13 protein-coding genes are annotated in these 13,681 nt (G+C 69.1%); 8 read left to right on the forward strand and 5 right to left on the reverse strand.

The genetic code is table 11. The annotated features are described in order from the left end of the window. Positions 1 to 156: 156 nt before the first annotated feature. From ATL51_RS00930 to ATL51_RS00940, 3 genes are all read right to left on the reverse strand, one after another. Positions 157 to 1,197 (reverse strand): zeta toxin family protein, encoded by a 1,041-nt coding sequence (locus tag ATL51_RS00930; protein WP_100877298.1) that lies wholly within the window; start codon positions 1,195 to 1,197, stop codon positions 157 to 159. Continuing rightward, on the reverse strand, positions 1,194 to 1,511 hold the full coding sequence (locus ATL51_RS00935; protein ID WP_157818162.1) for a hypothetical protein: 318 nt from the start codon (positions 1,509 to 1,511) through the stop codon (positions 1,194 to 1,196). The genes ATL51_RS00930 and ATL51_RS00935 overlap by 4 nt, the downstream gene beginning before the upstream one ends. A gap of 319 nt (positions 1,512 to 1,830) precedes the next feature. Beyond that, positions 1,831 to 2,517: a DUF4352 domain-containing protein gene (locus tag ATL51_RS00940; RefSeq protein ID WP_100877300.1), complete on the reverse strand. Its 687-nt coding sequence runs from the start codon at positions 2,515 to 2,517 to the stop codon at positions 1,831 to 1,833. A 217-nt stretch (positions 2,518 to 2,734) separates the two neighbouring features. Here ATL51_RS00940 and ATL51_RS00945 point away from each other — a divergent pair, with 217 nt between their 5' ends. From ATL51_RS00945 to ATL51_RS29785, 5 genes are all read left to right on the forward strand, one after another. Further along, positions 2,735 to 3,535 carry an inositol monophosphatase family protein gene (locus tag ATL51_RS00945; protein WP_100877301.1) on the forward strand — a complete coding sequence of 267 codons (801 nt, stop codon included), beginning with the start codon at positions 2,735 to 2,737 and terminating at the stop codon, positions 3,533 to 3,535. A 260-nt stretch (positions 3,536 to 3,795) separates the two neighbouring features. Continuing rightward, positions 3,796 to 4,788 carry a hypothetical protein gene (locus ATL51_RS00950; RefSeq protein ID WP_208622874.1) on the forward strand — a complete coding sequence of 331 codons (993 nt, stop codon included), beginning with the start codon at positions 3,796 to 3,798 and terminating at the stop codon, positions 4,786 to 4,788. A gap of 130 nt (positions 4,789 to 4,918) precedes the next feature. Further along, positions 4,919 to 5,236, forward strand: a complete 318-nt coding sequence (locus ATL51_RS28795) for an antitoxin VbhA family protein (protein ID WP_208622875.1) — start codon at positions 4,919 to 4,921, stop codon at positions 5,234 to 5,236. After that, entirely contained in the window at positions 5,233 to 5,850 is a 618-nt protein-coding gene (locus ATL51_RS00960) for a Fic/DOC family protein (protein ID WP_100877303.1), read from the forward strand. The genes ATL51_RS28795 and ATL51_RS00960 overlap by 4 nt, the downstream gene beginning before the upstream one ends. A gap of 173 nt (positions 5,851 to 6,023) precedes the next feature. Then, entirely contained in the window at positions 6,024 to 6,725 is a 702-nt protein-coding gene (locus tag ATL51_RS29785; RefSeq protein WP_392567351.1) for a histone-like nucleoid-structuring protein Lsr2, read from the forward strand. A gap of 440 nt (positions 6,726 to 7,165) precedes the next feature. Here ATL51_RS29785 and ATL51_RS00970 read toward each other — a convergent pair whose 3' ends face one another. Together ATL51_RS00970 and ATL51_RS00975 are read right to left on the reverse strand one after the other, a co-directional pair. After that, positions 7,166 to 9,754 carry an AAA family ATPase gene (locus ATL51_RS00970; protein WP_157818163.1) on the reverse strand — a complete coding sequence of 863 codons (2,589 nt, stop codon included), beginning with the start codon at positions 9,752 to 9,754 and terminating at the stop codon, positions 7,166 to 7,168. Positions 9,755 to 10,058: 304 nt separating this feature from the next. Continuing rightward, a complete protein-coding gene (locus ATL51_RS00975) occupies positions 10,059 to 11,084 on the reverse strand; it encodes a site-specific integrase (protein WP_100877305.1) in 1,026 nt (341 codons plus the stop codon). A gap of 137 nt (positions 11,085 to 11,221) precedes the next feature. On the opposite strand from ATL51_RS00975, the gene ATL51_RS27885 reads away from it, so the two are divergent. The 3 genes from ATL51_RS27885 to ATL51_RS27890 all read left to right on the forward strand — a co-directional run bounded on the left by ATL51_RS27885 (position 11,222) and on the right by ATL51_RS27890 (position 13,354). Beyond that, positions 11,222 to 12,613: a coiled-coil domain-containing protein gene (locus ATL51_RS27885; RefSeq protein WP_157818164.1), complete on the forward strand. Its 1,392-nt coding sequence runs from the start codon at positions 11,222 to 11,224 to the stop codon at positions 12,611 to 12,613. 105 nt (positions 12,614 to 12,718) lie between these two features. Then, positions 12,719 to 13,072, forward strand: coding sequence for a hypothetical protein (locus tag ATL51_RS00985; protein WP_157818165.1), 354 nt, complete (start codon positions 12,719 to 12,721; stop codon positions 13,070 to 13,072). Positions 13,073 to 13,144: 72 nt separating this feature from the next. Further along, a complete protein-coding gene (locus ATL51_RS27890) occupies positions 13,145 to 13,354 on the forward strand; it encodes a hypothetical protein (protein WP_157818166.1) in 210 nt (69 codons plus the stop codon). The last annotated feature ends 327 nt before the right edge of the window (positions 13,355 to 13,681 follow it).

A 13,681-nucleotide genomic window follows, 5' to 3' on the forward strand; every position in this document is an offset into this window, starting at 1 on the left:
TTGGTCTTCTAGCCATGCCAGGGATCCTGCCCTACTTTCTGAAACCAGAACACAGCGACACGCCGGAGCTTTCAGAAACCGGTGGCCGACCCCGGAGGCGCGTGGCGTTCCACGTCTGGGGCTGGTGGGGCAGCTCGTCGAGCGACAGCAGCCGGGTTAGCGGGGGCGCATGCCTCGCCGGCTGGACCTGCGGGCGTGCTCGTCGTGGGTCAGCGGACGTTGCTGCAGCTGCGCCACGGCCGAGGCCGGGTGCTCGACCGTGGGTGTGTGTCTGTGCCGGCGGGCCGCGTCCCAGGCCCGATACCTCGACCGGACGTCCTCGGTCGTGGTGAGCACCGTCTGAGCGAGACGGTCGACGTCGCGAAGCCACGGTTGCAGGTCGTCGGGCAGCGTTGCCCGCAGGCGTTCCTGGACGGTCTGGAAGTTGCGGACCTCGTCAGCGTCGAGCGGTCGGTTGCGCTCAGCTGCAAGAGCTTCCGCGAACTGTGGTCGCTCGACCCAGTCACCCGTGGTGGCGAGACGGTTGATGTACGCGGGGCCGGTCATGTCGGTGGTGCGCCGGTAGACCGCGACCAGGTCGGCCGCCCCGGACTCGTCGATCTGTGCGGCGACCTCGGCGATCCCGCGGTAGCTGCGCTCGGCGTTCGCGGGGACGGTCAGACGTCCGGAGCCTCGGTCGTTGACCTGCTCCTGGTAGCGGTGCAGGACTCCTTGCTGGCTCTGGCTCTCGTGGACACCCAGCGCGATGACGGCAACCTGGTAGCCGGCGGCGCGGTAGTCGCGCAGGGTCTGCATGGATTCGGAGGGGTCCTGCGCGGTCTCGTGGAAGATCGCGTGCAGCCGGTTCTCGCGCACGTAGTCCTGAGCTTTGCCCATCCACACCCGACCGTCGGCCCGGGTCGCGGCCGCCATCAGCTGATCGTCGGTCTTCATCAGGTGGGCGTACTGCGGGTGGAACGGCTTGTAGAGGTCGCTGTCGATCTCGACAGCACCACCGTCCGTGCGCAGGGCGTCGCGGATCTCGCCGGCGAACTTCGACTTCCCGGCACCCGGCTGAGCCATCAGCACGACCACGACCGGCCGGTCCTGACGCTGGTAGCCCGACAGGCGGGTCGGGATGATCAGGTCGCGGAAGATGCGTTCGTTGTCCGCCTCGCTGAGCCGATAGCGAGCGACGTCATCGCTATCGGAGCTCACCCCAGTTCGTCTCGCAGTTCGGCGAGGCGACGGCTGTAGCTGCCACGGACTGCTGCGAGCTCCCCGGGGTACTTCGGCGACAGAACGCGCTGCTGGTGCGCGCAGTCAGCGATGCGCGCTCGCAGGTCTTCGATCCGCTCGCGGTCAGGCGCCGGCTTCCCGCTTTCTCGCTCGAGCAGGGCGACGTAGCAGGCGAGAACCTCGTTGATCGCTTCCTGCGCGGCTTCGTAGCTGACCGCGGTGTCGCTGCTCCACTGCTGCGGTGGGAGGTCGGCAACCACGTCTTCCGGGGTGGTCGCCGTTCTCGAACTCACCATGAGCGGTCCTTCCCTCGCGGACCTCCAGCATATCTGCCGCACCTGTCATTGAAGGGCCGCGAATGGTCGTCGCCATCGCCTCGCTCGCCCCGCCGGTTCCGGCGCCGTCGGCCTGGCGTCGCGCCAGCTCGAAGACCACGACGAGCCGGACCAGCACACCGACCATGAGCGCGGCGATGATCGATGGCGGCGGGGTCCTGCCGCGGAGATGACGAGGCCCCCGCCGCAGGGCTGCTGCAGCGGGGGCCTCGGTTGCGCGCCGTGTCGTTGTGCGTGACTACCCCGGCTTTCGGCGCGCAGCTCGGGGGGAGGGTGGTCAGTTCGTCCAGGTGATCGGGTCGGAGAAGCTGAACGAGGGTGCGTACTTCACCGCGTTGACGTCGGTGGTCTGCTGGTCGCCGCAGATCATCCCCGAGGTGGTGCCGCCCGGGGCGAGCTGACCGGAGTTCAGGGCCTTCGCGCCGGCGTTGAACGGGATCGACGCGGACGCCTCGACCCCGGCCGGGGTGGTGAACTTCCAGTCGAACGGGTTGAACGATGCCGGGCTGGACCCGTTGTTCTTGTAGGTGACCGTCGAGCACGCCTGCGTCATGCCGAACTCGGTGACCTGCTCGGGAGCAGACGCCGAGATGGCCAGGTCCCCGGAGGTGGCCTCCTGCCCGAACTTCACCGACTGGTCCCCGCTCGCGGGGGCACCGGCGGCGGCAGGGGCGGCGTTCGCGTCTCCTGAGGCGGTGGCCGGGGCCTGCTCGTCGCCGCCACCGCCGGTGGCGATCGCGATGACGACGATCGCGACCAGGATCCCGAGGGTCACCTTGAGCCCGGTGCGCTTCTTCTTCGGCGCGGGCGGCGGGATCTGCGGGGCCTGGTTGTACTGCGGGTACTGGCCCTGCGGGGGCGGGTAGCCCTGCGGCGGGTACTGGCCGCCCTGCTGGGGCGGGTACTGGCCGTAGTAGGGCTGCTGCTGGGGGTGGCCCTGGTAGGGGCTCTGCGGCGTAGTCACGTACCTCTTATCGGCCGCGTCACCCCCTCATTAGCACTCGGACCTGCGGATCATCAAGGTTGTTGAACTACTCTTTACCCAGGCAACCCGCGAGGTTCACCCCGAAACTCCTGAATCCGTTGCTCCACCTGAGTCACCCGACTCCGCAACCCTGCGCTCGACACCACGAACGTTTCCGGTGGGACTAGATCTGCGCTGTGCTGCACTGTGGACGACTATGGGTAACTACGACCTGCACGCGGTGCTCGACTGCGCCGTGTCAGCTGCGCTGACCGCCGGGCGGGAGATCGCCCGCGCGGCGCAGGCGGACGGCGGGCCGGTTCTGCGGATGAAGGACGGCGTCGAGCCGGTCACGGACTCCGACCTGCGCTCGGACCGGATCATCCGGGGCGTTCTCGGCAGCTGCATCCCAAGCGTCCCGGTGCTGAGCGAGGAGTCCGGTGACCTGCCCGTCGTCGGCGAGGGACCGTTGTGGATCGTCGATCCGATCGATGGGACGGCGAACTTCGCACGCGGGCACCGCTACGTCGCCGTCTCGATCGCCTTTGCCATCGACGGCGTCGTCCAGGCTGGCGTGGTACACGCTCCCCTGCTGGACGAGACGTTCACCGCGATCCTCGGGCGGGGAGCCGCTCTGGACGGAGCCCCGATCGGGGTGACCGACCGGGGCTCGCTCGCCGACGCGATCGTCAGCACCGGGTTCCCGCACGTCCGCCCCGACATCGACGCGCTCGTCGAACGCATCCGCCGGCTGATCACGCACTGCCAGGACATCCGCCGGGCGTCCTCGCCCGCTCTCGACCTCGCCTGGCTTGCCGCCGGACGCCTGGATGCGCACACCGAGACCCTGCACCCATGGGACGTCGCGGCCGGCGGCCTGATCGCGACCGAGGCCGGCGCTGTGCGCACACTCCTGCCGGGACCTGCCCGGACGCTGCCGCCGGACCTGGACGGCGCCGAGGTGCTCTTTGCGGTGCCGGGCATCAGTGACCTGCTCGAGCACCTGCTGAGCGAGTAGCTGGACCAGCCGCGGAGGGGCATCGTGAGTGATCGGGACGTAAGGGCCGCAGGAACGTAGGCATCGTGTGAGCCGGTTGCTGCCGAACCGGACACCGCGGTAGTTTCTGGGAACCGACCTACCTGATCCGCAGGGGAGTCAGCGCGCTGCCGCGCGTCTCCAGCCAGGAGGTCGCTCCTATGAACGTCGACCAGCCCGATCTGTGGCGATCGCAGGGCAGCCCCGCGCCGATTGTGCTGTGGGACATGCTTGACGGTCCGATGCCGCGAGGGCTTCTCGGTGTCGGTGACCCGAACGTTCACCTCGTCGACGACCGGTGGACCCTGTTCGTCGGCGGCTTCACCACCATGTTCCGCAACCGCCTGTTCCGCGCGCACCTGGTCGACGAGGCGACCGGCCCCGGCGGTCCATGGCGGGTCGCCTGCGACCCTCGGGGCCGGGCCCGACCGCTGGCCGCCGACCCGCCGAAGGGCAGTTGGGACGCTGCCGGCATGCACACCCCGAGCTACGTCCCGCCGGCTGCGGGCAACGGCGCTCGGATCTATTACTCGGGCCGGGCGAACGCCAAGCTTTACGGGCCCGGGAGCAGGTACGCGATCGGCGTGCTGGAGCACGTCGACGGCCAGTGGTGGCGGCGCGGAGCGCCGGTGCTGGAGGGCAGCGGCCCGCGGTGGAGCGTGCTCGAACCGCGCGTCGTTCATTCCGGGGGTCGCTACCGGATGTGGTATCAGGCCAACCCGCACGAGATCGGTCCCGGCGAGCACCCCGACTACGAGCTGCACTGCGTCGAGAGCGAGGACGGCCTGACCGGTTGGACACCGCCGCGTGTGTTCGCCGGGCCGGACGAGGGCTTCTTCGACATCGCGATCGCGCCGCGCGGCGACAGGTGGGTGATGCTGCTTGCACGCGGGTCCGACCTGCACAACACGGGCGGCTTCCCGCCGCAGGGCCTCTGGTGGAGCACAGCGGCGTGTCCCAGCGCCGACCGCGCGGACTGGTCGCGACCGCGGCGGTTCCTCGACACCGACGCGCCGGGTACTCCAATCTGGATGGCCCGCGGAACCTACGGACCGGGGCTCGCGTTCGATCCTGCCAACCCCGCTCGCGTCACGGTGCTGCTGACGGGCGTCCGGGACGCCCCGCGATGGCCCCGCCTGATGCTCGGGCGGGTCTCCCGGCTGCGTGGCCCGCCGGTGCCCGCACCGTTCTACCTGTCGGTGGCTTCTCTGATGCTTGATCTGCCGACCTGCTGATCGATGCGCTTACACGGCCGGAGTCCAGATCGGCGTAGGGCTCAGTGCGCTGTGCTTTGCACTAGCCCTCAACGAGTCCGCGGTGCGTACTCGAATGTGTACGCGTTCGGGTACGCTGGGCGGTGTGTGGGTGCCTGAGGTGTTGTCGTTTCGTGAGTTCCGTACGGCGTTGGCGGCGACGTTGAAGCGGGTGCAGGAGCCCGAGGCCGAGCCGGTGTTCGTCGGTGCTCATCGCAAGCCCGAGGCGGTGGTGATGTCGGTGGCCCGCTACGAACAGCTCATCGGGGCCGCGCAGCGCCGCGCCGATGTCGACGAGGCACTCGCCTCGGTCCGCGCCGAGGGCCTGGAGCCGAGCGCGGAGGGTCTGGCGTTGCTCGACGGTGTCGCTGCCGGCTCGTTGACCACCGGCGAGGCTCGTGAGCGTGTCCTGGCCCGCTACCGCCGTTGACCGGCCCGGACCCCTACCTCGACCTCGCCACCGGCGTTCTGCGGAACCGGCTGGGGATCACCGATCCGGGAGAGCTCGCCCAGGCCGAGGCCGAGCTCACCGCGCTACGCCTGATCGAGCTGCGCCAGGCGCCGCTACCCGGACGCTACGACCTGGACCACCTGCAGGACTTCCACCACCACATCTTCAGCGACCTCTACGACTGGGCCGGTCAGCTGCGCACCGTGTCCATCGGCAAGGGACAGCTGTTCTGCCTCCCTCAGCACCTCGAGACCTTCGCCGCCGACATCTTCGACCGCCTCCACTCCGAGCAGGTGCTGCGCGGGCGTGACCTCGACGGCTTCGTCACCGGCCTGACCGAACTGCTCGCCGACATCAACGCCCTGCACCCGTTCCGGGAGGGCAACGGGCGCACCCAGCGGGCGTTCCTGGCCCAGCTCGCCCACGACGCCGGCTACGAGCTGCGCTGGACCGCGATGGACCCCGCCGAGAACAACCGCGCGTCTGCGCTCTCGCTGGCCGGTGACAGCTCCGCCTTGCACACCATGCTCGTCCGCCTCATCAGGCCACTCCGTCAGCTACCCCGGTCGCGGCCAGCCTCCAGCGACAGCTGAGCAGCGCCTCCGCCTGGACGTCGGCCCGATTCTCGAGGGGCGTGCCGCTTGTGCCGGGTCGGCAACGCGTGCCTGTCGGTTTGTCCGCCGAGCCTGGCTTGGCGGGCCTAAAGAATTGTCGGCTCCCTGTCGCACACTGAGCCCTATCCCCGGTGCTGTGCGAGAGGACCGTGATGTCAGACCCCGTCATCGTGGCAGGAACCGCCCTGTCCCGTGAGCTTCAATCAGCGTTCCGCAACGCATGCGACGCCCGCCGGAGCGAGTGGGTCGAGCGGGAGAACGAGGCACTGACCGCCCTGCGGATCCTGGCCACCTACCTCGCCTATCACCCGGGAAGCGCCACCGCCCGGGCCATCACGACAACACTGGCCCGCACTATCGCTAATCCGGGGGAAGGCATGTCTCCCGCAGAGCATCCACTACCCTCGGCGCCGAGCATCAATACAGCAGAGGGTGACACAGTGGCGCGAATTGAAACGGTACAGCTGATCGACGACCTCGACGGCGCGGCAGCTGATGAGACCGTCGCTTTCGCCCTCGACGGGAAGCAGTTCGAGATCGACCTCAATGCGGCCAACGCCGCGACGCTCCGGGACAAGCTCGCCCCGTTCGTGTCCGCCGCGCGAACCGCAGGAGGCAGCCGTCGCCCACGCCGTCGCGAGACTGCCACGGCGGCGGGCTCGACCGAGGCTCGGCGCCACAACCAGGCGGTGCGTATGTGGGCGCGGGAGAACGGATACTCCGTCTCCGAGCGGGGTCGTATTCCTGCCGAGGTCGTCGAGGCCTACCGCGACCACAACTCGAGCACCTCGCCGTCCGCGCCGGAGAAGGCCGCGCCGACGACGCGGCCACAGCCCGCCCAGTTCAGCGGATAGGCCCGCGCGCCGGCCTACATCGACGGCGCGTCATCAAGCAGGTCATAGGTGGCTGAGCCTCCGGTCCGGCGGGCGTTCGCCGCCGGCCAGCCCGGGGTGGGCACCTCGAGAGCGGTCATACGCCAATTGACGGCCGGGGCCCGCTAACAGCTCAAGACACGGTCTGGAGGCCGGTCCAGAAGCGGCGGCTCGTCGAGGTCCTCACCGGCGCATTTCCGATACCTGCGGGCAGGTTCACAGGCTCTACGCCCGTGGGCAGGGGCCGGTAGCAGCGCGGTTCTGTCATAATCTTCATTATCGGCTTCCTGCTGGCTCTGCACGGGTATCCCACCGGTCGGCCAGGAGCGAGCGCCCCGCTACCAAGGCTGACCCTCACCTCGACGAGGCAGACAACCACGTCGGCCACGAGCTGACGCATCGCTGGTGATGCCTTTCATCGTTCAGGCTGCGATGTAGGCAGCCCGCGCTGCCTTAGCTTTCTCCCAGTCTTCCTGGACATCTCCGACGGTCGGTTTGGTGCTCATGTACTCGGCCGCGTGAGAGTGCCCGGTCATTCGCTCGCACGCGCGGTCGAAGAGAGGCGCAATTACCGCGATCGCGTCATCGAGGCGAGAACTGTCGATCTTGGACAAGCGCGTCATCATGACGTTCTTGCGGTAGCGCTGCGTGACGTTCTGCAGCAGCTCCTGCTCTACGAAAGCTTCGCACCAGGCGCGGATCAAGTCGTATGCCTCCTTGATGAGCGCATCTTGAACTATAGGTTCGGCACTAGGCATCTCCTGCAGTTTCACGTTGATCCGTTTCGAAAGGTCAGCGGGCGTGTCGAACCTCGGCTCGACGTCCGGCGCCAGGATTCCCTTGGTCTCACCGCCATCGCGGACCTCGTAGATGCATGTTCGTAGTTTCTTGTTCTGCCGAGCCGCGATAAGTGCCGACGCGAACATGATGTTGTGAGTCAAAACAACGACCTGGTGAGTCTCGGCGAGGTTCTGGATACGAGCCGCAACCTCGTCGAGCCGACGATAGTCGAGGCTCGTCACCGGGTCGTCGAAGATCAGCGGCGCTTTCGCCCCCCGCATCCGGCTTTCGGCGAGGAAGTCCGCCAAAGCCAAGACCTTCTGCTCACCTTCTGAAAGCACAGCGGACGGCTTGTAGGACGCGACCGCCTTCTTACGTTGAGCCTGCCCGCTCCTGCCTTGGAATCGCAGCACGACTTGTGGAGCGCGCAAGCGGGCGCACTCTTCGGTGAAGAGCGTCTCGAAGTTCTTGTTCACGAGATCCTCGCTCGCGAGTTTCGACTGCACCGTGAGCTGCTTCGATGCACCGCTCGATATGACACGAGAGAGCTTCTCGAGTTGCTGAGCTCGTCGCGCGCGTCGCACATACTCGCGGGCCGCGGCAAGGTTTCGGTTCAGCTCGATGCGCGCGACGAGCTCCGAGACGGCCTTCTGCTTCTCTGCGAGCGCAATAGCAGCGTTGGCCTTATCGTCCGCCATCTGCCGCACGGCGACACTGATGCACTCCAGTTCTGTTGACACGGCAGTAGCAACCCCACGAGCATCCTCGCGGAGCGTGCCCTGAGTGATGGGCTGTCCGTCAGCGGTCTCCTGCGCGATGACCCGCATCGCCCCGAGAATCCCACACGCTTGGCTAGCCCATGCAGGAGGTATCTCGCGGTCCTGCTGCTCCGAGGCGAACTCGATCGCGCGAGCCAGTTCAGCTTCGTTGACGGTAAACTTTGAAGCCGCCAGATTGGCGTTCGCATCTTGCACCTGACGGATGAGCGTCTCGTCCAGGAACGTGCGGTAGCGAGCGAGCAGGTTCAGAGCCGTCGGACTGAGTTCCTGCATGCAGTACAAGCAGGAGTCGCCGGTGGCCGGATAGTGATCGCGGCCAAGGTGCTGTCGGTACGAGTCGCCAGCAACGATGAACTCTTGCCACTCTTCATCCGCCGGCCCTGGCAGTTCGTCCTGGCTGAAGAGCTGTTCCCGTGCCTCCGCTCTCCGCTGCTCCGCCTGTTCGAGCTTGGATCGAGCCATTTTATAGGCGGCCGCGTCGAAGTTCTGCGCGGCGTTGAGGATCCCGAGCAAACGTGTGAGTTGCCGCTCCGTCTCCTGCGAACTAGAGAGGATCGCGTCGAGAGAGTTCGAACGCAGCGCGGCGACCTCGCCTTCCAGCCGTTCGCGATCGGACTCCGCGTCTTCGGGCAGCGTTGCGAGGGCGTCGAGTTCCGCGAGGTCGGTGGTGGCACCGAGCGTCTCGATCACGGGGTACACCTTCGTGCCGCGTGTGAACCGTGAGAGCAACGGGTTACTCCCTGGCGCCAGAGAGCTCACCTCCGCTGCAATCCGCTGCTGCACTCCTTGGATGCCCGTGGCGACGTGAGCAAACAGCGCGAGTTCCGCGGGCGTGTAGACATAGCCCAGATCGCTGTCGACATGCAGGGACACCGCACTCGCGTCGAACACACTAATGCGAGTGAAAGGTGCCAGGCCGGCTTCATCGCGCCATCGCACCGACGACTCGGTGGTGGACAGGCGATAGGTGATGTCTGCGCTGGGAGATGGCGGGGTATCGAGATGCACGGCGTGTGCGTTCGGCAGGATGTCCTCAGCCGTGCGCACAGCCGATATCCGCTTCAGGATTCGCGCATACCCGGTCTTCCCTGATCCGTTCTGTCCGAACAGCACAGTCAGCTCCGAATCGAAACCGAGTTCCTGGTCCGCAGCGAGTGCGTTGACACCTTCGATACCCGCCAAACTGACCAGTTCGAGCGTGTCCTCCTCCGCTGCATCTGCCGCAGCCAGCTCGAGCTTCGGGATGTCGGGGGCGTCACCGCCACCGAGACCCTTCTCCGCGAGGAAAGTGGCGTACGCGGCGTTCAGCAGGGGGTCACTCGGGGCCTGCCGAGAGAGGATTGTTTCAGCGGTGAGCTCCCGCACCCACGCGTCCTGCCCGTTCGCCCAATCCACCAGCAGACGTCGGGGCGTCGCCTCTCCCAAGTTGACCGAGACCTCATCGGTGGTCACGTCTGCCTCCGTCCTGGCGAACGGTGTCAGAAGATACGTGTCGCCGATCAAACTAGAACAGTCCGCTATTCATGATGCCCGACCTTCGGGGTCGGAGCTAAGACGACACGACGACCAACTCCGGCGCAGCCATCGTCGCTTACAACGACGGCCTGATTCACTGCGCGCCCGTGCGGCGCGATGGCCCCGGTCAGGCTGCTCCGCCTGGGCGAGGTTCTGCGACAGGTCGAGCGCGGCGCGGCGCCAGGTTCCGCCATGAGGCAGCGTGACGGTCTGCGTGAGCGGGGTCGTCGGCCTCGCGGGCCTACCTGCCGATTTGCAGGACGGCGTTCTCGGTGAAGACGTCATCAACGCGGATGTAGGTGGTGATGGTGTCCATCGAGCGGTGCCGGGTCTGGTGAGCGATCGCGCGGTCGGTGGCACCGCGCAGGTGGGCGTAGGTGACGAAGCCAGCGCGCAGGCTGTGGGCGCTGTAGGGGCCGCCGGGCAGCCCGGCCCGATTGGTGGCGGCCTGGACGAGGTTGTTGATCGACTCGGGGTGCAGGGGTTGGTCGAGGACGCGGTTGCCGGTGGAGACCTTGCGCAGGATCGGGCCGGTGGTGATGGCGGCCAGATCGAGCCACGTCTCCAGGGCGGTCAGCGGGCAGTGGTCGGGGTGCTCAGCACGGGGCAGACCGATGAGTTCGGCCTGGTCACCGGTCTGATTGGTCTTGGAGCGGTGCAGGGTCAGGACGCGGCCGCGGCGCCCACTGCGCAGTTCCCTCTCGGGGCCGAGCTGCTCGACGGTGAGCGCGGCGAGCTCGGCGCGGCGCAGGGCGCCCCAGAACCCGACCAGCAGAAGGGCCCGGTCGCGAGCGCCGGCCAGCGACGGCTCTTCGGGCCGGTTCTTCCAGGTACGGGTAACCGAGCAGGCGGCCACTGCCTGGTCGAGCAGGGGCGGCATGAGTGGGGCGGCCTGGTCGGGTGGGGCGCCGTGGCTGCGGCGGATGCCGTCCCAGACGGCGGTGACCCGGGCGGTGACGGCGGGGTCGGGCAGGTCCGCGGCGCGGTGGGCGGCGCGGATCCCGGACAGGTGCTTGGCGATGGTGCGGACCTTCGCCCCGGCCTGAGCGAGCGCGACCAGGTAGGCCGACACCGTCGCCGGCGCAGCCGGTAGCGGCGTGAGGTCGTGGTCGGTGCAGAACGCGGTGAAGCTCGTCCAGACCGAGCGGTAGCCGCGGCGGGTGTTGTGCGCGCGCGCCGCGGCGACGTAGGCGGCCTCGTCCGGCGACAGCGGAGTGTCGACCGCGGCCGAGGTGTCGGGGACGGCGTCGAGCTCGGCGTGCGGCACCGGCGGAGCCTATCCGCTGCTTGGCGGGATCTTGTCGATGATCCCGTCAAGCGCTGCGGCGTTTCGTATCGTTTTGTCGCAACGTAACGTATTGCAGAACGATTGACGTAACGATACGTTTCCTATAGCTTGGTGTCGTGAGCGAGCAGCCCTCTCCGGGCATCCCGGCCGATGACGGCGCGGCGGCGGACGTCCGAGCTGACGCTGAGGCCCCGAACGCGGCCGGCGCTCCCGCGGCCGAGGGGCCGTCGGGCGGGACGGCGTGGCGGGCGCAGCTGCGCCCGCCGGATCTGGAGCCGTGCCAGTTCCCGGGCGGATGCGCGAACACCATGGAGTACGCGGGGTCCGGGCGGCGGCCGAAGTACTGCTATCAGGTCGTGGGCGGGGTCATGCACGACCGCGTCAACGCCAAGCGAATCCTCGACGGCGGCACGCCCGCCCGGCGCCGTGGTGAGGTCGACGACGCGCTGGCCCGCCCGATCGCCCGCGCCGGGCAGAGTGTGACCGACCAGGTCGCGGCGCTCATCGCGCGCCTGGACCACAGCAGCAGCGAGCTGCGCGACGCACTGGACACGCTGGCCGATCCCGAGGCGGTCGCGGCGGAGATCGCCGCGATCCAGCGGGCCGCGCGCGCCGAGGTCGACGCCGCGCAGGCCGTAGCCGACGAGGCCCGCGCCCAGGCCCGCGCCGCCCGCGCCGACGCCGAGGCCGCGCGACGCTCCGCGGCCGCGTCCGATGCCGAAGCCATCGAGGCCGCCGAGGCCCGCGCCGACGCCGAGCTCGCCCGGGATACCGCGATCGCCGCGCGGGAGGTCCTCGAGGGCGAGGTCGCGCAGGTCCGCGCCGAGCTCGAGCAGCGCGACACCGAGCTGGCCGCAGCCCTCGCCGAGCGGGACACGCTCACCGCCGCGCGTGACTCCGCGATCGCCGCCCGCGACACCGTGACCGCGGAGTCCGCCCGGATCACCAGCGAGCTGGAGGCCCTGACCCGCGAGCACGCCCGCGTCGAGACCGAGCTCGTCGACGCCCGTCGGCAGGTGGAGCTACTGGTCGGCGAACGCGACACCACGGCCGCAGATCTGGGCGCGGCCCGCCGTGACCTCGACCGGGCGGAGACCGACCGCGCCCGGTTGGCCGACGAGCTGCACGAGGTCCGCGAACAGGCCGTCGAGCACCGGGCCGCACGCGCCGCGGCGGAGAGCAGCCTGGCCGCGCTGCGCGAGCAGCTCGCCCACGATGTCGACCGCGAGCGGGCCTACGGCGAACAGCGTCTCGCCGACGCCGAGGCCCGCCACGGCGCCCAGCTTGCCGAGCTGCGCACCGACCTCGCGCGGCTGCGCGGACAGATGGGCGGTCGGACTCCGGAAGCCGACGCCGGCCTCGTGAACGACTCCGGGTCCGGTCGAGGCACGAGCGGACGTAAGGCCCGACCCCGGGCGGCGCAGCGCCGACCCGGCCCCACCGCCACCACGACCGACACCGCACCTGCCGACGAAACCCGACCCGTCGCCCCCGATGCTCAGGAGTGAGGCCCCGTGAACTCCGCCTTCCCCACCGGACCCGCATCCCCCACCCCCGCTCATCAGGCGGGACCTCCCCCACGCCTGGGGCCCACCGCCGCCCCGCGGCCAGTGATGGCCAGCACGACCGTGCCGCTCGCCCCGGGGGCCGGGCCGTCGCTGTGCTGCGACCGGTGCGGGCAGGCCGCGGCCGACCCGCTGCAGCAGATCCTGATGAGCGCGGTGTGGCTGATCCCCGGCCCCGACGGCCCGACCACCGCCCGCTACTGCCGAGCGTGCCCGCCGGTCGGGCCGATCACCGACCTCGCTTGTCTGCGCTGCGGTGATGGACCTCTGCTTGTCGGCGAGCTCGCTGCCGATCCTTCCGGGCCCGATGACGTGCTGCCCGCGGCCGCGCGGGACTGGCTCGCTGCGGCGGGCTGGCGCCTGGACGGGCCGGTGTGCCCCGATTGCCGACCGCGCCGCTGACCGATCTCGTCGGATGGTCGCTGTCGGGGGCGTCCGGTATGACGTGGCTTGGAACGAGCTGAGGAGGACGTCATGCCTGCGCCTGACCCTGCTTCTGCGCACGCCGCACCCCTGGTGGAGCGCCTCGCGCAGATCCTTGATCCGGTCGCGTTCGACGACCGCGCCGAGCCCCGCACGCTTGGAGCGTTGTGGGATCAGACCTGCCGGCGCATGACCGCCCAGCAACACGCCGCCCGCGCGATCGCCGCCGGATGGGTGCCCACCTCGGAAACGGCGCCATGACGCGCCAGGACCGCAACGCCCGCACCGTGCTCGTCAACTTCCAGCCCGTCCGGATGCTGGCGGGGTCCACGTTGATCGATGAACTCGGCTCCGGGGACTGGTTCGTCGGGCCCTCCGGCGAGCTATCCGAGGTGACCTGCTCAGTATCGAGCATCCGAAACTCTGGACCGAGGTCATGAACCTGTCGATGTCGAAGCAGGAGCGCCTGTGAAGCGCCACGCCAGCCGCTGGCGCGGCATCGGCCCCGCCCGCCCGGACCGGGTCGCGTTTGTCCCCCAGAACGACCGCGGCCGTCCCGCCGGCGCCACCCCACCGGTGCCCCGCGCT

Origin of the sequence: Pseudonocardia alni (genome assembly GCF_002813375.1) — a bacterium.
GTDB classification, from domain to species: domain Bacteria; phylum Actinomycetota; class Actinomycetes; order Mycobacteriales; family Pseudonocardiaceae; genus Pseudonocardia; species Pseudonocardia alni.

Excerpts from the sequence above, each read along its gene's own strand:
- ATL51_RS27890 (WP_157818166.1), top strand. The coding sequence starts at position 13,145 with ATGCCTGCGCCTGACCCTGCTTCTGCGCACGCCGCACCCCTGGTGGAG.
- ATL51_RS00945 (WP_100877301.1), top strand. The coding sequence starts at position 2,735 with ATGGGTAACTACGACCTGCACGCGGTGCTCGACTGCGCCGTGTCAGCT.
- ATL51_RS00950 (WP_208622874.1), top strand. The coding sequence starts at position 3,796 with ATGCCGCGAGGGCTTCTCGGTGTCGGTGACCCGAACGTTCACCTCGTC.
- ATL51_RS00985 (WP_157818165.1), top strand. The coding sequence starts at position 12,719 with ATGGCCAGCACGACCGTGCCGCTCGCCCCGGGGGCCGGGCCGTCGCTG.
- ATL51_RS29785 (WP_392567351.1), top strand. The coding sequence starts at position 6,024 with ATGTCAGACCCCGTCATCGTGGCAGGAACCGCCCTGTCCCGTGAGCTT.